This is a genomic window from Peribacillus sp. NPDC058075, from assembly GCF_042885195.1.
GTDB lineage: Bacteria > Bacillota > Bacilli > Bacillales > DSM-1321 > Peribacillus.
Genome location: NZ_JBHVSL010000001.1, coordinates 3034251 through 3054433, shown reverse-complemented (window position 1 = coordinate 3054433; position 20183 = coordinate 3034251). Strand labels below are relative to the sequence as shown.

Sequence of the window (20183 nt, the reverse complement as noted above, 5' to 3'; positions counted from 1 at the left end):
CTACCTTATTAAGAAACATCCATTTTATTTAACTTTTTTAACTACTCATTTGAATAAAGTTTACATATTTTTGTCCATTGATTGAATACTGAATTTTTCTCAGTTGGTTCACAGAGATATTAAACATTGGAATCAATATTGTATAAAGAGCAAAGGTGATAAAAATGAAAAATTCAATAATAAACTGTTTAATAGCATATCATAATCTGTCACCTACTAGGAAAACCCTATAATAAAATAATTTCAGATTAGTCTGATCACGCACCTATTTTAGTGAAAAGTACTAATATGTGCAAGAGTTAGAGTCAAATACACAAAATTAATGTCTGATTTTTCAAAAAATAACTGTCAACCGGTTGACATACGTAACCGGTTGACATAAACTACTGTTGAAAGCGCTTTTATAAGTTTTTATTAGACGAACGACATATGAGGGGGAAGTGAAAGGTATGAAAAAATGGCTAGTAGTAAGTATATCTTTATTACTGATGTTCGCTGCGGTGGGCTGCAGCAAAAGCGAAAGCGTAAATAGTGATGGTAAAAAGACGATTACGATGTGGGTACACATGTCTGATGATAATGAAGAAGGAAAAGTATATAAAAAACGGGTTGAAGCCTTCAATAAGAAGTATTCTTCTGACAATATCAAAGCTAAAATTGAATTTATTCCACGTAGCGGAAATGGCGGTGGTTATGAAGACAAAGTAAACGCGGCCCTTACAACCAGCACGTTGCCGGATGTTATTACTTTGGACGGACCCAATACAGCTGCTTATGCGAAATCTGGTGTCATTGCACCATTGGATGAGTATGTAAAAGATCAAGAGGATTTACTGCCAAGTATTAAGCAACAAGGAACTTATAAAGACAAGCTGTATGCAATTGGTGTTAGTGAATCATCTGTGGGGATTTACTACAATAAAAGAATGTTACAAGAGGCGGGCGTAGATTTGAATACGCTACCAACAGTTGACAATCCCTGGACATGGGACCAATTCCTTGCTCTTTGTAAAACGTTGAAAGTAAAATACGACAAACCAGCTATTGATATGCAATTACAGTCGAAAGACGAAATGTTGACGTATGCGCTAACTCCTTTTGTCTGGTCAGCTGATGGGGATATCATCTCGAAAGATGGAAAGAAAGCAGATGGTGTCTTCAATAAAAAACCTACTGTTGAAGCGATGACTTTTATTCAAACAATGTTGAAAGAAGGTTATACGACACGAACGCCAGTTAAACAAGCGTTTGAAACGGAAAAATATTCAATGAAGTTTAGTGGAGTATGGACAGTAACTGATATGAAAACAAACTACCCAAAGGTAGATTATGGCGTTATGCCATATCCTGTATCACCAAAAACAAAGAAACTAGTTTCACCTTCAGGTAGTTGGCAATTTGCGATGACACAAACATCCGAAAATAAAGAATGGGCTGCAAAATTAGTTGACTGGATGACAAACAAAGATTCGAATGTGGAACTGAGCCGTACAATTGCAGCACTACCAGTCCGATACTCTTCTGAAAAAGTGATGGAAAAAGAGTTTTCAGTTCAAATGAATGTCTTCCTGAAGCAATTGAAAGAAACAGGACACGCACGTCCCGTTACACCGGCTTATCCGCAAGTCACGCGTGCTTTCCAACAAACAATCGATGACATCAGCTTCTATGATCAAAATAAAGATATCCAAAAAGTATTGGAAACACATGCGAAAGAAATGCAATCAGCTATCGATAAGGCCAATTAGAAGGAGGAACTATGAGTAAAATTGGATGGAAAGAAAATAGGAATGTCTATACATTTCTGAGACCAGAGGGAAGAATCAAGAATGAAATTCGGTGGAAAGAAAATGTAATTGCATATATGTTTTTGGGACCGGCGTTGTTACTTTTATCGATTTTCCTTGTTATTCCGTCTATTATGTCAGTCTATTATTCGTTTACGGATTATTATTTATTGACACCCGATATGCGTACATTTGTCGGATTGGACAATTTTATTAATCTATTCCAGGACCCAATTTTTCTGAAAAGCTTGGTGAACACACTGGTATTTGTCGTTTGGGTGATTCCGTTACAGATAGGGGCAGCTATTGGGCTGGCCCTCCTGTTAAATAAACAACGTAAAGCAAACACGTTTTTTAAAATAGCTTACTTTAGTCCAGTTGTCATGTCACTTGTCGTTATCTCTGTTCTATGGTTGTATTTGTTGAATCCAAATGAAGGGATGATTAACAACGTACTCACTTACTTCGGCATTTCAGCGCAACCGTTTTTGACAAGTCCTAAGCAGGCGATATTTACAATTGTTGTGGTTTCAGCTTGGCAAGGAGCTGGCTTTCAGATGCTGATTTTTCTAGCAGGACTGCAGAATATCCCTGGTGATGTTTATGAGGCGGCACAGTTAGACGGGATGAATAAATGGCAACGATTTATTTACATTACGTTACCTTTGTTGAAACCAACTTCAATTTTTATATTTATTACCACATTAATTGGCGCATTCAAGCTGTTGGTTCAACCAATGGTTATGACGCAGGGCGGACCAGTGAATTCGACCATGACGGTTGTCTATTATATTTATCAAACTGGTTTTACGGACCGCATGGTTGGTTATGCCAGCTCAATTGCTCTCTTGTTTGGAACGATTATCGGACTGGTTACGATTACGCAACGTAAACTGGTGAAGGAGGATGAAGACTGATGAGACGGAAATTCGGGCCTCTAACGATTTTAGAATACATTTGCCTGGTTTTGCTCGCAGTGCTATTCATTTTTCCGCTGTTTTGGATGGTCGCATCCTCGATGAAACCAGAAGCGGAAATTTATAACGATATGAGCAACATTAAGGCTTTCCTGCCATCATTTCATCCATCAGATTGGTTTGTATCCTACAAGCAAGTTCTGTTACGATTTCATTTAATAGGTTATATCGGCAACAGTTTGTTTTATGGTTTGTGTGTAGCAGTTGGTTCCATAATTATCAATGGGATGGCGGGCTATGCATTTGCTAAACTTAATTTTAGTGGAAAAAAAGTGCTGTTTGGTCTTTTATTGGCTATTTTGATCGTGCCTTTTGAAACCATCTTAATCTCTCAATTTACCATTATTCATAAAATTGGATTAGTGGATACACGTCTTGCGGTTATTTTGCCAGCGTTGGCAGGGGCATTTAATATCTATTTGTTCCGGAACTTTTTTATGGCTATTCCAACAGAGATTATTGAATCGGCTAAATTGGATGGGGCAAATACATGGCAAGTATTCTGGCGGGTCATGCTACCGATGTCTAAACCAGCCGTTGCCACTGTTGGGACATTGGCATTTATCGGAAGTTGGAATGACTATATCTGGCCTCTGATGGTCTTGACAGACAAGTCGAAATTTCCGATCCAAGTAGCGATTACAGCAATTAATAGTACGGATCCGGTTTATACTAACCAAGTCATGGCTGTACTGACGATATCCACCGTTCCATTGATAATTATCTATATTGTGGCTCAACGTTATATTTTAGAGGGGATTGGTGGTTCAGGTACAGGCATTAAATAGAGAGTGTAACATCATTAACAACCATGTATGGACTTAAATTCACATTTCTATTTCTTCTTTTTCAAATCGTTAACTAGTTATTCATTTCTTTTCACATGTCTAGTAAAAGGAGTAATTAAATTGAAAGTTTCAAAAAATCTGTATTGGATGTTAAGTGCGTATTTTTTCTTTTTCTTTTTTACTTGGTCTTCTAGTTACTCTCTATTTTCCATTTGGTTAGGACAAGAAATAAATTTAAGTGGATCAGCTACAGGTATTATCTTTTCTGTAAACGCTATCTTCGCCTTATGTATGCAGCCACTATATGGTTATATATCTGACAAAATAGGTTTAAAGAAAAAAATATTATCTTTCATTAGTTTGCTACTCGTATTTGTAGGACCATTTTATATTTTCATCTATGGACCATTATTAAAATACAATGTCTTTTGGGGCGCGATTGTTGGAGGAATCTATTTAGCAGTTGCTTTTCTAGCTGGTATTGGAGCGATCGAATCATATATTGAGAAGATTAGCCGTAAATATGATTTCGAGTATGGAAAATCGAGAATGTGGGGCTCTCTAGGGTGGGCCGCAGCTACATTTTTTGCAGGACAGCTGTTTAATATTAATCCAAATATCAATTTCTGGGTTGCATCTGTTTCAGCAATCATATTAGTGGTCATTATTATGTCTGTGAAAATAGAAATGACGGATCAAGATATGAATAGAGCCGATTCTATTAAATTAAAAGACGTTGGACAACTTTTTTTATTAAAAGATTTCTGGTTTTTCATGATGTACATTATAGGGGTGACATGCGTCTACAGTGTTTATGATCAGCAATTTCCTATTTATTACGCATCTTTATTTCCGACTGAATCTTTAGGCAATCAAGTATTTGGATATCTAAACTCGTTCCAAGTATTTTTAGAGGCTGGAATGATGTTTCTTGCTCCGTTTATCGTAAATAAGTTTGGTGTAAAGAATAGTTTAATTCTAGCAGGATTTTTAATGGCCTTCCGAATCATCGGTTCTGGAATTGTTGTTGGGCCAATCGGGATTTCTTCGATGAAATTAATTCATGCTCTAGAATTGCCTATTATGCTAATTGCTATTTTTAAATATTTAGCAGCGAATTTCGATACCCGTTTATCTTCTGTGCTTTATCTAGTTGGTTTTCAATTTGCCTCTCAGGTAGGTGCATCTATTCTTTCACCACTTGCAGGTGGATTATATGACAGTGTAGGATTTCGTCATACCTATCTCATCATGGGAATCATGGTTTTTTGTTTTACCATTATTTCAATCTTTACTTTAAAAGGTTCTAAAAAAAGAAAAGGCTTAAATAGCAATGTGGAAAGGTTACGAAAGATAATATAGGAGGATGTTAGGATGTTAACAATTAATAGAATTAAACAGGCTGAAGAGGCACTGAAGAATGCAAAGAAAAAAATAAATAATCGTTATCGATTAGGTTACCATATCATGGCTCCAGCTAACTGGGTTAATGACCCGAATGGTTTCACGCAGTATAAAGGGGAATATCATGCATTTTATCAATGCCATCCATATGATGCAAATTGGGGGCCTATGCATTGGGGCCATGTTAAAAGTAAAGATCTCATTCATTGGGAGCATTTGCCTGTTGCTTTAGCTCCTGGGGATGCTTGTGATACAGATGGATGTTTCTCAGGAAGTGCCGTTGATAATAATGGTGAACTAACCCTAATCTATACAGGACATCACTATACAGATAAGGAAAAAGATCTCTTCTATCAAAATCAAAATATTGCGGTCAGTACCGATGGCATTACATTTGAGAAAGTTGGAGAAAATCCGGTTATTGCTAAACCACCAGTAGATAGTGCACATCACTTCCGTGACCCAAAGGTGTGGAAACACAATGATGCCTGGTACATGGTTTTAGGAAATTCGACGAAGGAGAATGTCGGAAGAGTTATTTTATACCGTTCTTCTGATCTATTGAAGTGGGAATACATTGGTGTTCTTGCACAAAGTGATGGCTCGCTTGGATATATGTGGGAGTGTCCGGACTTCTTTGAATTAGATGAAAAATATATTCTAATGATCTCTCCTCAAGGTATTAAATCAAATGGAGATTTATATAATAATCTATTCCAAACAGGTTATTTGGTTGGGGATTATAATTACGAAACAAACGAGTTTGTTCATGGATCATTTACTGAACTGGATAATGGACATGACTTTTATGCAGTTCAAACACTATTAGATGATAAAGGCCGTCGAATTGCGATTGGTTGGATGGATATGTGGGAGTCAAACATGCCAACAAAAGCAGATGGATGGTGTGGTGCCTTAACATTACCACGCGAATTAACGCTAGGGGATCATAACAAGATTTTAATGAATCCTGTTGAGGAATTAATCTTATTACGTGATTCTGAACACAATGAGTGTTCAAATCAGTCCATTTCTGAAAGCTATTTGGTAGAAACGAAAGAGGATTTACTTGAAGTGAAAGCTGTGTTTGACTTAACTAATTGTAGTGCTCAATCTGTAGGTCTAAAGATTCGTGGAGTTAACCAAGAAGAAACAGTATTAACGTATCACTTAGATAAACAACAGCTAACACTTGATTGCTCCAAGTCAGGAAAAGTGGAAGATGGTGTTAGAAACACAATACTTGAGACAAATCAAGAGCTTTCCCTACGTGTTTTTATTGATCGATCTTCCATTGAAATCTTTGCGAATGATGGACAAACGACCATGACAAGTCGGATCTATCCGAATGAAGATAGACTAGGTATTGAGTTATTTACTGAGAAGGGTGATGTACAAGTCAAGGAAATAACTTATTGGAACCTAAAAGACATTTGGAAATAAAATAACAAGGAACAAGTGTCTAGCACTTGTTCCTTGTTTAGGGGTGAATACATTGAAAAAGGTTTTTTGTCTTGGTGAGACATTGATTGATTTTATTCCTATTCAAAAAGAAAAATCATTAAAAGAGGTTACTGGTTTTGAACGTGTTGCCGGTGGAGCTCCTATGAACGTTGCGATTGCAATTGCAAAATATGGTGGAAATTCAGCCATACTAACCAAGATAGCTAATGATAATTTTGGTGATTATTTAATGGACGTGCTTCGAGGAAATAATGTAGACACTTCCTATATTATTCGAAGCGATGAAGGAGAAACTGGATTAGCATTTGTATCTGTAGATAATTTCGGAGAAAGAAGTTTTAATTTTTATCGAAAGAATACAGCTGATTTATTACTTTCACCAGAAGAGGTGAAGTCAGAGTGGTTTAATCAAGGAGATCTTCTTCACTTTTGCTCAGTGGATTTAGTTGAAAGTCCAATGAAACAAACTCATATAAAAGTGATAGACAGGTTTAATAAAATAGGTGGAATTGTAAGTTTTGACCCTAATGTCCGGCTTCCTTTATGGCCTGATGAAGAAAGCTGTCGGCGTACCATACTAAACTTCTTGCCTCTAGCTGATATTGTAAAAGTATCCGATGAAGAATTATATTTTATAACAAATATTAGTAAGGAAAAAGAAGCGATTAAATCCCTTTTTGTCGGTAACGTGAAAGTAGTCGTATATACAAAAGGAAGCGATGGCGCAAAAATTTATTTGGAAAATGGAGAGGAATATGAAGACAAAGGATTTAAAGTAATTGTTTCGGATACAACAGGGGCAGGTGATGCATTTATGGGAGGTTTCTTATCCGAACTAGTGTCACTTGAAGTATCTAATGAAAATCTATGTGAAAGAGTGAGTGAAAATCATCAACGTTTACTTACTTTTGCAAATGCAAGTGGAGCACTCACTGCTTCCGTAAAAGGAGCTATTCAGGCAGCACCTGGAAAACGACATGTATTAAACTTTATTTCTACTCAACGGGCGTGATATAGGTAGAGGAGGATTAGAATTTTCCAGTTTCGTACATTGGGCGTTTCAAAAACGCCAGACCTTTGTCATTATTGATATTCAAATTGATTTTAATTACTCGACATGTTTTTCGAACTATCATTCAATTCCTGCAAAATCTCTTCTTTCTACTCAAAATAATCATTTTAAATCCCGTTCGTAAAAGTACACTTTTACGAACGGTTCTTTTTTATGCAGAATTACCTTGTTTTAACGTTCGTTAAAGTCTGAAAACACTTTATGAACGTTCGTGATTTTGCATACACTTTTACGAACGTTTTTGATAAAATAAGAGAGAAAAAAGTAGAAGAAGGAGTAAAAAAAGGATGTCCGTAAATTTGGATACATAAGAGTGAGTAGCAAAGATCAAAATGAAGGACGTCAACTTCAGGCCATGAAAGAAAAAGGATTAGATGAACGAGATATCTTTCTAGATAAACAAAGTGGGAAAAACTTTGACCGAGAACAATATCAACTATTAAAACGCATGATTCGGAAAGGGGATGTCCTATATATTCATTCACTCGATCGCTTTGGCCGAAACAAAGAAGAGATCCTTCAGGAATCGAATGACATCACGAAAAATATTCAAGCAGATATAGTTGTAATGGATATGCCTTTGCTAGATATATATGATATACCTGGAACCAGTCGTGAAACCAGAAAAGAAGCCATTCATTGGGTACAGGTCAATTGAATTTTTCCATGTAACTGACCGTTGTGGACAAACTACAAAACAGTTAAACGAGATTTTTACCAATTTAGCGTATAGAAATTATTTGTAAATACTTTTATGCTTCTGAAGTAATGAAAATAGGATAAAAATCCAGTTATTATTAACTGAAAATTCTTAATTCGGTGTATAATATTATAAAACAGTTATCTAAGTTTGTGGGGTTACTTTTTCTTGGCGATTCTCTTAAACATGTATGGAAATTTAAAATATTAGTACGGTGCAGAAAAGAAGAAATTTATTAGTCTAGAAAGGAATTTAATCAGCTACAGTAGCCACTGGGAATGCGGGTTTATGTTTTGCGTTAATTAATTAATACCTATTTTAATTGAATACAACATGAAATGACTTCCTAATAAAGGGCTGAACAAATCCTATTTTATAACGTTGAACAAACCACATCGTTAAAATATTCTTTATAAAATTTGATAAGCTCCCCCAGCAAGTAACGCTAAATAACGTTGATCTTCCGAAACCTAGTGCTACAAAAGGAGCGAATTCCAATAAAATAAACATTGAAAGACTTGGTGGGATTTATACAAAAAATCACTATATACACATACTGGAGGTTTTGGGATGAAAAAGAAAAAAGCATTATCCGGCCTGATGGCTGTAAGTTTACTAACAGTAATTCCGTTGAGTTCTGGACATGCTGAGAAACCTCAATGGACAAATGTGAATACATATGAGGAACAGGACGGAAGCAAGTTTAATAGCGAAAACTATGACTTTGTGAAATTCTCACAAATTGGTTCCAAATTAAAAGAGATTGAAAAACTTTCAAACCGTGTGAAAGTTGAAGTCCGTGGAACATCAGCTGATGGAAACCCGCTCTACGTTGTCACGATTGCTGACCCAACAACGCAAGGGAAGTTCGGAAAAGTGAAGGCACTTAGAAAGCAAATGTTTAAGAATCCAGGCAAAGCTCAAGAATGGGTTGCCAATAATCCTGACTTTAAAGTTCCAATCATGATTAATGGTTCTATTCATGGGACTGAATTTGTCGGAAGCGATGCAATTCTTCAATTAATTGAACGTTTTGCTACCCAAAATGATGCAACGACCAAAGACGTTTTAGAGAATAATATTCTTATTTTCAATGTCGTACAAAACCCTGATGGACGTATTGATGCCACCCGTTTTAATGGCGAAGGAATTGACATAAATCGTGACTTTATCACCCAATCACAGCCAGAAACAAAAGAGATGGTTGAGCTCATTAAAGAATGGAACCCGATGGTGTTCCTTGATACTCATGGTTATGTGAAGAATTATCAGCCAAATCTGCAGGGGTTAATTGAGCCTTGTACGCCACCGCATAATCCTAATTACGAGTATGACTTATACGGAAAATGGGCCTATAAACAGGCAGAAGCGATGGAAGCGGAAATAATGAAGGATCATGAGAACTATTCAGGATCCTTGTATCAAAACATGAAAGGTACATATATTCCGCTGCGCGATGACTCCGCTGGCTGGGATGATTACCCACCAATTTTCACACCAATGTATGCGATGTATCATGGTGCTTACGGTCATACATTAGAAGCTCCAACAAATGATTGGGATGGCGTACGATGGATGTATAATTCGATTATGGGGGCACTGAAATTTGCAACAGCTAACAAGCAATCCATGATTACTGATCAAATTGAAGTTTTTAAAAGAGGAATTAACTTTGACCATCCTTTTCATCAGGAAGGGTTATTTCCAAAAGCCTACGTACTTCCACTAGACTCTAAGGATCCGACTGTTACGAATAAGGCTGTAAATCATTTGATCAATAATGATATTGAAGTTGTTCAAGCCGTGAATGCATTTGAAGCGGATGGAGTGTCTTATCCAAAAGGAACGTATCTCGTTGAGATGGATCAGGCGAAGGCAGGATTAGCAAACACGATGCTCTGGGATGGGGAAGACATCACGAACGATACCCCAGCAATGTACGACATTTCTGCATGGAGTTTACCGGAGCTTTGGGGATTCGAGGCAGTAGCTACACAAAATCCTATTAAAGTCAATACAAAGAAAGTAAACCAGATTACAGGTCAAGGAACGGTTTCAGGAAAAGGACCGTTTCTGATTCCGAACAGCTCTGTCCAATCGGTAAATTTAGTAAATGCATTGCTTAAGCAAGGAATACCTATAGTGCGTGATGCACAAGGCAACTTCTTTGCAAAAGCAGTAGCTAATCAGGTATCAGCAGCGGTGAAAGAATCTGGGTTACAGATAGGAACTGCTGAGGTACCAGCAGATGCAGTGGGTATTACGTCTTTAAAAGTGGCTATATTAAAGGATGGAGGTATGGGTAAACAGAAATCACACGCAGGAACAAAGCTCGCTTTGAAAAGACTAGGTTTTGATGTGACAGAAGTTACGCCAGTCGAAGTGGCTAAAAATACCCTTAACGGTTTTGATATTTTTGTCTATAGTGGAACGGAAAGTCTCATCTCTACCAACCTATCTGAAGCTAATAAAGAATTTGGGTTACAAAACGCCGGGCAACTTAATGAGTTTAAAGACAATGTGACAAGCTTCTTAAATGAAGGAGGCAAATATATAGCTGTAGGTGCTGGTGCATCTAGAGCAACTAAAACACTCGGTCTTACAGACGACATCATTAATGTAGGAGGTTCCAACAGTAATGGTATCGTAAAAGTCGATTATGAGGGAAATGGTTTAACAGCGGGATATGGAGAGGATGATATCGGCTTTGTCTATCGTCCAACATGGTTCACTGGTACGGATAATGATGAAGTCGTCGCGACCCTTGCAGATTCAGATAATTTCTTCGTAGCTGGTCACTGGAAAAATAACATAACCGCCAAAGGCCAAGCTGTAATCGTAAAAGAACAGAATAAAGATGTAATTCTTATTGGGTTAGAAGCAGGTTTCCGCGACCACCCGGATTACTTGTTCCGTCTTCTATCAAATGCAATTTTCGAAAAATAGTAGAAAAGCCAAAGCCGGATTCATTGCTGAATCCGGCTTTGGCTTTCTGAATGCTAAACGCTTGCTCTTAACTCATTACTTTTAAATCATCAGTTGATTAGCGAACAAAATAGTTAACTTGCAATGGGGAATGTCGGTCTCCTTTTTTGTTTGAAACAACTTATCGGCCCTAGGAGGTTGTACGGATGAGTACACCTAGATAATTTGGGAGATGGTAGCAATTTATCTTTGCGTAAAATTTCAGTTTTACACATAATTGGACATAGGAATTAGTGTTTAGTATCTAAAGTTTCTTTGAGCGTTTCTTTTTTGAAGCACATCATGAGTTACCATTAGAATATGGCGGTACGAATTCGATGTCCAATGTCTTTCCGTTGACAGAAGATCTCCATCGAAAAACAGCATCTCCTTGGTGGAGATCATATTAATTAAATTTGGAGGGATAAGTAGAGTGAGTCATTTCGTGCATAACACCCTATCTGGACTTAAAAAATTGTTGAATAACAACAATCGAATGAAGACAATATCACACGAAGGTGAAGTTGGTATCGTTTCTTGTTCTTTTAATACTCCAATACAAACAACTGAAATTGAAATGTTTGAACGCGAAAATAACATTAAGCTTCCTGAAGACTATAAGGCCTTCTTAACACTCCATAATGGGGCAGGAATATATGAATTGATCGCAGAAGACGATATTAACATAGGTGGCGGACTTCATTTATTTAGTTTAGATGAAGTAAAGGAAGCTCAAGAGCTTGAGTTAATGGAGGGATTAGGGATTCCGATTGGGCATTTATTGGGTGATTGTTATCTCATAATAGATACAGAAAAACTAAAGGTTGGGGATCCAAATTACCTTAATATTTTGGAGTTTACAGAACTTGCATCTCCAAATCTTAATTTCGAAATTTTCTTAGACCGCTATATTATTTCACAAGGCGTAGTGTTTTGGGACTGGCCCATTTACACAGCTGAAAACTACTATGAGACCAGGTAAATAAACAAAAAGAGCGATTGCTTATTAAATGCAGTCGCTCTTTTTAATATTATTTCGACTCGAATTCAAGTATCACTGTTTGTTTGTTGTTGTTTTTGTTTGTTTGATAAATAACGTCTGCGGGATCGTTTAGTTCAGTTTCTTCTTTAGAAGTCTTTTCTTTAGATGCCTTTACATTCGATTGAGAAGAGTTTTGCTTCCCCATCTAATTATAGATGGGGAAGGAGGTGACCGCATGATACATTTCTTATTGAACTTAATTACAGATATGGGTAAAGAGATATTTGTTGCTGTAGCAACCAGTCTTATCCTGTCTGCGTTCGCCAAGAAACGGAAAAAGAACCACCCATCCTCACAAGATAGTAGTGGTTCTTCTTCTGACCAAGATTAAATTGTTAGAAAAGTGATCGCTCACTCTTGCTAGTTGTCACCCTCATGTTACCAGCATGGGGGTGTTTTTAGTTTATGTTAATATAAGGATAACATACCCTAATTTTAAAGTAAATATTCATACATTGTAAATGGGAGTTTACTGAAGCACTATTGTTTAGGTGTAGGGTCTACTGAAGTTTAACTAATATAAAATGAATTACCTGTTATTTTATATTTTGAACGTCAGATAAAACACCATCTAACTCTTTTGCAGCCTTAGTAAGTGTTGGTGTATCAAGTGGTGAAGACGTTGCACCAGCTTCAATTGTGGAAAGGGGAGTTTCGACCTTACCATATAGTTCAGGGTTTTTAGCTTTCACGTCGTCTTCAAACGTTTGCCAAGATTCCTCAAGCTTCGATCCACTTTCTTTTACTTTTGTAGCATCCTTGGCTTTTAGTTGTGCATTTAGGTCAGCAATCGTTTGTTTCATATCCTTCGCGCCATCACTAATGGAAACTGATTTTGGAGAGGACTGTTCTGTTTTCTTGGTTTCCTCTGCTGTCTTTTCATTATTGGTTCCGCAAGCAGTTAAGCTTAAAGCAGCTACTACGAGGATAGGGACTAGTAATTTACGAGATTTCAATTTTGTTACCTCCAGTATTTACTTTTATTTTACTAGCTTTTCTTTTATTTAAAAATGCTGTAATAACAGCGATTACAAGTAAGATCACCTGAGGGATAAAACTTTCCCAGGTTGAATATACACCGAAAAAGTCAATGCTAGGGATGGGTGCTTGAGTCGCGGGTAATAACCCGGCAAGCTGCAACCCATGAATCCCCATGCCAGCAAACTTAATGCATAGGTAGAACATCAAAATGCTTGATACGAGGAAGAATGGACGCATTGGAATTTTTAAACCTACTTTGAGTATGAGGTATGAAACAATTACAAGGATGAGCAGCCCAATGGCAATCCCTAGTAAAAGCGATGCTAACTTAATGGAAGCAGCCATCCCGATAAAGAATAGGACAGTCTCTGTTCCTTCACGGAAAACAGCAAGGAACGAAAGAATGGCTAGGGAGAACAAGCTACCGGTATCAAGTGCTTTTGTACTTTGTGTCCGAATATATCGTTGCCATTCAGCAAGACTTGATTTACTGTGAAGCCAATAACTCATATATAGAAGCATCACTGCTGCAAATATCCCTGTCCAACCGGATATCAAGAAATTGTTACTTCCGAATGTACCAGCAGAAAATAATAGGTTTACAATTACGCCAAGTACAAGGCTTACTCCAAGTCCGGATCCTACTCCGTACCAGATCCATTTACTTTTCGCTTCATGGCCTGCTTTTCTCAAAAATCCAAGCAAAGCAACCACTACAAGCAATCCTTCCAATCCTTCGCGAAGAAGAATGGTCGTTGCATCCAGCATCGTATAACTTGTCTTAGCTACCAGTGGAGAGAGGTAATCACGCATACCTTCAATCGTTTTTTTTGCACCTAGCACATCTGGGGGATTGGAGGATAGCAGGGCGTAGCTAGCAACCATATCCCTTTCTGCTTTACCATATAACTTTGAGGACTGAGTAAGGACAATTCCCTCGACATTCAACCATGATTTTCGGAACTTCTCTATGTCCCTTCTTGCGCCTTCAATATCATTATCATTAATCTTGGAAAGAGACTGATTGAGCAGTGTCACAAGTTCTGCTATATTTCCAGTGGTACCTGTATTTTTATCACTTTTAGATGAAGATGAATACTTACCCTCTATAAACTTTTGGTTGGTCTCTTTTAATCTACTAAGTGCATTTTTTAATTTCTCATTATCCACAGGCTGCTGAGCAAAAGCAAACTGAGCTTGACCCATGTTATCTTCAATATCATGATAGGCGAGCTGAGAATGGTTTTTCACTCCATCTTCAATTGAAATCCAAGTAGATGTAAAGGTTTTGTATTGCTTAAAAGCTGCCTTTGTGTCGCCCTTATTCACAGATTGGATAGTTTCTATAATTATCTCATTTGCTTTTTTCATATCATCGGATGCATTAGCTGCAAAACTGTGTATTGGTAAAATGACAAAAGCTGTGAGTAAAATTAAAAAAGTCGTAACTAACTTGCTTTTCATAAAGGCCCCCTATGGAATGAAAAGTATCCCTTGTTATGTAAAAATAATTTTTATAATCAGTAATGAAAATCATTATCAATTATATCTATAGAAACTATACATTCTTTATTAATAGTTGTCAATAAGTCTTTTCATATGAAGGAGTATATGGGTACAAGTTTTTCAACTTCCTTTAACAGAGCCAAGAATTTAAAAAAAGCATTTAGCTGTCTTATTTTCACTTGTAAATCCATGTCCATCCAAATCCATGAACCCATACTCTCCTACATCTTAGACCCCATTGATCGTGACCATGTCCGTGACCGAGCAGCTCGAACTGTGCTGTTTGAATTTTAAATCAACAATAGGGCCGGATTATAAACAATAACTCTAAAAAATTGAATCACTGAAAAATAACTTTCTAAATTATGGAATATTTATTAATTTATGGTTGTTATTTCCTGTTCCTACACATATCATAATGATATATCAATTTGATATATCATTATGTGTGGAAGGGGAATGTTACATTGTCAATTGAAAGTTCTATTCTAGCTATTTTAAGCTTTTGGCCCAGTACTGGATACAATATTAAAGCAGAGTTTGAGCATAAAGCTGCCGGCTTATACTGGGGAATGAGTTATGGGAGTATTTATCCGAAATTAAAGAAGCTTGAAGAAGAAGGATTAGTTTATCCTATTGAACAAGAGGAAGAGGGGCGTAAAAAGAAACTTTATGAACTTACCCCAAAAGGGTGGGAGGAATTTGAAAACTGGCTTCGAATCCCTCCTGCCTATCCAATTATTAGAGACGAATTATTAATGAAGATGTCCACTTGGCACGAAGATATGGAAAGCTCTGTATTAATAAGTCATCTACTAAAAAGAAAAGAGACAACCGAAGATTTACTTGAATTTGTAAAAGACTGGCCAACAAACGGAATCTCTTACATCAGTAAAGTGGGTATGCTAACCATCCGCTATGCCGAATTGCGACTGGAGGCTGAGTTGAAATGGATTGAAGAATCGATAAATGCATTGGAAAATAATCAACTTCCAAAAGGGCAGGATTCAAATGGGAATACAGAAAAACTGCTAGCAAGACGAAGAGAGGCAACCCAAGGAGAAAAGGAGAAATAACTCATGAGAGTTGGAATATTTGAGCCTTTAAAATTCCGTCCATTTCGTTCATTATTTGGCGCGCAGCTATTTTCTGATCTGGGTAATTGGCTCGATTTTATTGCTTTACAGGTTATTGTTGCTTATCATTGGGGGCTAGATGAAACAGCCATTGCCTCAGTGATCATTGTAATTGGGCTACCTTGGGTCATCATAGGTCCCTTTGCAAGTGTATTCGTGGATCGACTTCCCAAAAAGAAAATGATGATCATTTGTTTATTTTTAAGGATCATGTTTGTAGGAGGACTGTTTTTTGCTCCTAACCTTTATATCCTTTTATTGTTTGTGTTTTTGAAGGGAACAGTCTCAGCAATTTACGACCCAGCAAGACAAAGTATGATTAGGTTTACGGTCCGTGATAACCACCTTCCTGAGGCGGTAACACTTAGCCAGCTTTCTGTTAATACGATGAAAATTATTGGTCCTGCACTTGGTGGAGGTGTCATAGCTTTATTTGGAGCAAAAAGTCCATTTTTATTTGAAGCTGCAGGTTTTTTCATTGCTATATTAATTTTACTTACTCTTCCCAACATGGATGAAAAAGAAATGAATGCTGACATTAAATCTGAAAAGAAAAATAGGGATAACGGTAACTATTGGAAAGAACTATTAGATGGTATTAAGCACATTTCATATACCCCATTATTAAAAATCTCAATTATCCTATCCTCTGTAGCGTTTTTTATCATTTTCCTGTACGATGGACTATTCGTATTTATTGCTCAAAACCTTGGCTTCACGGAAGGGAATTTTGGGTTACTGATTAGTGCTGTAGGTCTAGGAAGCGTGGTAGGCTCTCTTTTAATGGGCAACTGGACACACTGGAAAAGAAAACCTATTCACTTTATGTCAAGTGCATTACTTTTTAGCGGTTCATTAATCATTGTAATGGGGCTTGGTAGTATGGAGATTGTAAATCTTTCTGCATTAGCCTGGGTGATTGGCGCATTTTTCCTTGGTTTCATGGGCTCCGGTGAGTCGGTCCCTTATGGATTTACCTTACAATCGGAGACACCCAAGCAAATGATGGGCAGAGTATCTGCTGCAGCCACATCATTACAAACCTGCTCTATGCTTATTGCACCTGCTGTGGGCTCCCTTCTTGCCAAATGGCTTGGAGTTTCTTTCGTCTTGATAGGAGCAGGAGGAGCAACCTGCTTATTGGGTGCATTTGTCCTCATCTTTATCGTGAGAAGAATAAACGTTCAAAAAGATATTCAGAAAAAACAATTCCAAGCTTAAAAAGTTACATGATAATACAAACTATCATTAACGTTGAAGTTAGGAGGAGGTTTTTAGCAACCGAAATTTATTGGTCGTAAAAAATAAAGCAAGAGAAATAAGTATATTCTTGAAATCTAACAGAGTGTATTCCACAATTGGGCGCGATTCTTTAATAAGAATCGCTTTTCTTAATGAACTAACGGGTGGTTTACTTCAATAAGGCAGGTTGCTAAGGCAGCCTATTTCTTTATGCAACTATCGGGGCAGGATAGCATTCCTGTAGAGCGTTCATTATCGGCTTTGAAAAAAATAGGGCTCCTCAGTAAGATATGAGTAAGTCACCAATCTAACTCAAAACCGTAGGAGGAACCCTAATATGAAGTTTAAATTGCAAGATAAACAAAATCAACTAATAGTAAGAATTTCTGTTCGGCATCTTGTTGTTGGCGTAGATATTGCCCAACAATTCCACATTGCTCGAGCTAATAGTTGGCATACATAAACACCCCAATCCAATTAAGGACAAGGGCGTGTTTATGTATACAAAAAAATAGATCTAAAGGAAACCGTCTGGATTAAAGTATGATTATGTAAGCCGCCATTGCCAATCCATTAAAAGATTAAGATCCATTTTGGAAGAAAAAAAAGCCTAACCAAGATTTTCAGTCTCGATTAGGCTTTTACTTTTTGTTTTTTATCTGATTCATTTCTTCCAGAATTTCTTTGGCACGCTGTTTAGCACGTTCATAATTTCTTTCCTCAACTTCGATGAGCTTTCCATCAATTATAAAATTATAATGATATTTCATTTAACCATTCCTCCTTCTGGGATATTCCATAACATAACATTTTTTTATGTGTTTTTTCCTTTGAAAATGTAAAGATTTAGATTTTTAAAGTTCACGGTCAAACCGCGTTCTGGGACGTTCATAGAATCCTGACCTTCACACGTTATTATAGGTAAAAAAGTGATTTTTTATGAAAGTGGTAGGGCGTACCTTTAAGTCTTTCCTCGAACTCATTTGGATCCCTGCGGATTTGTAACTGAATCTTCTATCAATGAAGGGTAAAGGCTCTACACTATTGAGATTGTGAAAGAATGAACTTAAACTAAAGGGGCAGGATAGTTGAAGAAAGAATGGTAAAATAAAATATAATAAAATCATTTTTACTTGGTGGTGTTAAACATAGATAAATTGAAAAAATATGAAGAATTGAAAAATTTAGAGGCAAGTCTATATAACCCTTTTACATACAGAGATACTGATAAAATACAAGAAGATTTCAATAAGGAACTTTCCGAGGAGGATTGTCTGACAGGTGATTTAAACACATATTGGACGAATATTGCAGGAAGCCTGAGCTATGTCTTGAGAGGAAATTCAAAAAGAATTCCCCAGGATCAATTAGAATGGCTTCATTTATCTTTCTTTGATATATTTCATCAATATCGCTTTTTAGAAGAAAAAATGGCGGATTATCCAACATTTTATGAAGAGTATATAAATAATGAAAAAGCTCAAAAATTATTATTAGATTATTTATCTTTTAATTAATCCTTAATCAATAACGGGTGCATTAGTTAAAGTATTGGAGGCTGCTGAAGCAGCCTTCGCTAGAAGTATTTATTGTAGAAATCTTGCCTTATTTTTCAGGATGAATATGATCGTAAGGGAGCGTTAGTTTAACTAAGAAGAACTGCACACTTTTAATACAACCGCCATGCTTATATTTGCATTCCAATTCGTTAACCGGAGTTATTTTTTTCTGATGTTTATCGTTGATAGACAAGTGTGCTTGCAACCAATATACTTAAAGAAAATATAGACACTTAGGAGTATTGCTCTATGGGATTTGAAAAGGTAAATACAATTGAAGAATTTGCACAATATTTAAGTAAGAATGCTGAATCAATAAGCAGGGAAATTGTTAATTATAGTGTGAGTAAGATAGAAATAGCATTCCCACAAGAAATAATAGATAAATCAATTGATACTAATGCTGAATTTCTTAAATTTTTAGGGAGTACGCTTGAATTTTCGAATGAAGAGGTTGAACCTAGATACATTGAATGGCTCATCAAACAGGAAACTCCGGAAGATGCTCAATATATAGAGGAATTATCGAGTCTTATAAAACCCTATGCGGATACTAGACAGCTATTAATAAAAATTTTATCTCAATTATGCATGGACCATGGACTAACTACTGAGGAAGTTATCAATGTTACCAGTAGATTAAGTTATTTTCTCGATATAAGTATTACTGAAACGATCCTTAAGCGAGAAAGAAAAACAAAGAAAACCGAAGAAAAGCAGAACCAAAAGATCACAGAACTATCTTCACCCATAATCCCTATACAAAATGGCATGGCGGTTCTCCCGATAATTGGAGATATTGATGTAGAAAAAAGTGAATTTATTATGAATAGAGTCATACCCAGAGTCACTGAGTTGAAAATTGAATGCGTTATTATTGACTTCTCAGCCATCGCCTCTATCGATACCGAAATTGCGGCTCGAATCTTTACAATATATGATGTTCTTAGGTTGCTAGGAATCAATGCGGTATTTACAGGGATTAGAACGGATTTAGTATCAAGAATTATCAACTCAGACATCAATTTTTCGAATATTAAAACTTATGCCACACTTCAACAAGCTTTACAAGATATTAGGTAATTGGTTCTTCTATAATGGGTAAGTTAGTTAAAAAGTAGTCGAGCAGTGCGAACCATTATCATAGGTGACTCGTATTACTCAAACAGCATATATAACATCAAAGGATCGCTGCGGCGGTTCTTTTATTTTTGCGACCCGGAAGTTCAATTGTTAATTCAAATATATGGTAAAACGGTGTAAGCAAAATTACCAACCTCTAGAGGCTGTGATTTTTTTAAAGTTTTAATAAATTGGGAGGAAATCTTGTTAAGCTAAAGGGGCAGGATCGTTCAATAATGTGGAAATAATTTCATATATGAAATAGGATTTTTTTCGCTTATGCTGAAAATAAAAAAAAGGTTAAGGCGTATGAATGTCACTGATTTACTTATTTTTTCTGTGGGTTTAGGTTTAATCAATGGTTTTAAGGACAAGAAATTTAAAAAGAAAAAGTTTTTTCAAAATGTCTTTAACATTTTTCACAACAGGGCTAATCTTC

17 protein-coding genes and 1 pseudogene are annotated in these 20183 nt (G+C 36.5%); 15 read left to right on the top strand and 3 right to left on the bottom strand.

The features are described from left to right. Positions 1 to 449 precede the first annotated feature (449 nt). From ACFVS1_RS15130 to ACFVS1_RS15085, 10 genes and pseudogenes are all read left to right on the top strand, one after another. On the top strand, positions 450 to 1748 hold the full coding sequence (locus tag ACFVS1_RS15130) for an ABC transporter substrate-binding protein (RefSeq protein ID WP_387548514.1): 1299 nt from the start codon (positions 450 to 452) through the stop codon (positions 1746 to 1748). A gap of 11 nt (positions 1749 to 1759) precedes the next feature. Next, on the top strand, positions 1760 to 2704 hold the full coding sequence (locus ACFVS1_RS15125; RefSeq protein WP_387548512.1) for a carbohydrate ABC transporter permease: 945 nt from the start codon (positions 1760 to 1762) through the stop codon (positions 2702 to 2704). Then, on the top strand, positions 2704 to 3552 hold the full coding sequence (locus ACFVS1_RS15120; protein WP_387548510.1) for a carbohydrate ABC transporter permease: 849 nt from the start codon (positions 2704 to 2706) through the stop codon (positions 3550 to 3552). The genes ACFVS1_RS15125 and ACFVS1_RS15120 overlap by 1 nt, the downstream gene beginning before the upstream one ends. Positions 3553 to 3672: 120 nt before the next feature. Further along, positions 3673 to 4914 (top strand): MFS transporter, encoded by a 1242-nt coding sequence (locus ACFVS1_RS15115; protein ID WP_352921901.1) that lies wholly within the window; start codon positions 3673 to 3675, stop codon positions 4912 to 4914. Between the two features lie 21 nt (positions 4915 to 4935). After that, the gene (locus ACFVS1_RS15110; RefSeq protein ID WP_387549380.1) at positions 4936 to 6399 is read left to right on the top strand and encodes a glycoside hydrolase family 32 protein; all 1464 of its coding nucleotides are present in this window, start codon (positions 4936 to 4938) and stop codon (positions 6397 to 6399) included. A gap of 52 nt (positions 6400 to 6451) precedes the next feature. Further along, entirely contained in the window at positions 6452 to 7432 is a 981-nt protein-coding gene (locus ACFVS1_RS15105) for a carbohydrate kinase family protein (protein ID WP_352921899.1), read from the top strand. Between the two features lie 367 nt (positions 7433 to 7799). Beyond that, a pseudogene (locus tag ACFVS1_RS15100) lies at positions 7800 to 8081 on the top strand (recombinase family protein); the annotation flags it as partial. A 681-nt stretch (positions 8082 to 8762) separates the two neighbouring features. After that, the gene (locus tag ACFVS1_RS15095) at positions 8763 to 11138 is read left to right on the top strand and encodes a M14 family zinc carboxypeptidase (protein WP_387548508.1); all 2376 of its coding nucleotides are present in this window, start codon (positions 8763 to 8765) and stop codon (positions 11136 to 11138) included. A gap of 451 nt (positions 11139 to 11589) precedes the next feature. Then, on the top strand, positions 11590 to 12138 hold the full coding sequence (locus ACFVS1_RS15090; RefSeq protein WP_387548506.1) for an SMI1/KNR4 family protein: 549 nt from the start codon (positions 11590 to 11592) through the stop codon (positions 12136 to 12138). A 235-nt stretch (positions 12139 to 12373) separates the two neighbouring features. Further along, positions 12374 to 12529, top strand: coding sequence for a hypothetical protein (locus tag ACFVS1_RS15085; protein WP_387548504.1), 156 nt, complete (start codon positions 12374 to 12376; stop codon positions 12527 to 12529). A gap of 205 nt (positions 12530 to 12734) precedes the next feature. On the opposite strand, the gene ACFVS1_RS15080 is transcribed toward ACFVS1_RS15085, so the two are convergent. Together ACFVS1_RS15080 and ACFVS1_RS15075 are read right to left on the bottom strand one after the other, a co-directional pair. Continuing rightward, positions 12735 to 13154: a hypothetical protein gene (locus ACFVS1_RS15080; RefSeq protein ID WP_387548502.1), complete on the bottom strand. Its 420-nt coding sequence runs from the start codon at positions 13152 to 13154 to the stop codon at positions 12735 to 12737. After that, the gene (locus ACFVS1_RS15075; protein WP_387548500.1) at positions 13141 to 14643 is read right to left on the bottom strand and encodes an FTR1 family iron permease; all 1503 of its coding nucleotides are present in this window, start codon (positions 14641 to 14643) and stop codon (positions 13141 to 13143) included. Before ACFVS1_RS15075 ends, ACFVS1_RS15080 begins: the two co-directional genes overlap by 14 nt. A 509-nt stretch (positions 14644 to 15152) precedes the next feature. Here ACFVS1_RS15075 and ACFVS1_RS15070 point away from each other — a divergent pair. The 3 genes from ACFVS1_RS15070 (at position 15153) to ACFVS1_RS15060 (ending at position 17526) form a co-directional block, all read left to right on the top strand. Further along, positions 15153 to 15761, top strand: coding sequence for a PadR family transcriptional regulator (locus ACFVS1_RS15070; RefSeq protein WP_387548498.1), 609 nt, complete (start codon positions 15153 to 15155; stop codon positions 15759 to 15761). 3 nt (positions 15762 to 15764) lie between these two features. Next, complete coding sequence (locus ACFVS1_RS15065; RefSeq protein ID WP_387548496.1) at positions 15765 to 17042, top strand: MFS transporter; 1278 nt, start codon at positions 15765 to 15767, stop codon at positions 17040 to 17042. 358 nt (positions 17043 to 17400) lie between these two features. Beyond that, positions 17401 to 17526: a hypothetical protein gene (locus ACFVS1_RS15060; protein WP_387549434.1), complete on the top strand. Its 126-nt coding sequence runs from the start codon at positions 17401 to 17403 to the stop codon at positions 17524 to 17526. A 178-nt stretch (positions 17527 to 17704) separates the two neighbouring features. On the opposite strand, the gene ACFVS1_RS15055 is transcribed toward ACFVS1_RS15060, so the two are convergent. After that, positions 17705 to 17833: a hypothetical protein gene (locus ACFVS1_RS15055; RefSeq protein WP_387548494.1), complete on the bottom strand. Its 129-nt coding sequence runs from the start codon at positions 17831 to 17833 to the stop codon at positions 17705 to 17707. Positions 17834 to 18220: 387 nt separating this feature from the next. Between ACFVS1_RS15055 and ACFVS1_RS15050 the strand changes: the two genes are divergently transcribed. Continuing rightward, entirely contained in the window at positions 18221 to 18580 is a 360-nt protein-coding gene (locus tag ACFVS1_RS15050; protein ID WP_387548491.1) for a YxiJ family protein, read from the top strand. 291 nt (positions 18581 to 18871) lie between these two features. Continuing rightward, a complete protein-coding gene (locus tag ACFVS1_RS15045) occupies positions 18872 to 19705 on the top strand; it encodes an STAS domain-containing protein (RefSeq protein WP_352921875.1) in 834 nt (277 codons plus the stop codon). Positions 19706 to 20183 lie beyond the last annotated feature (478 nt).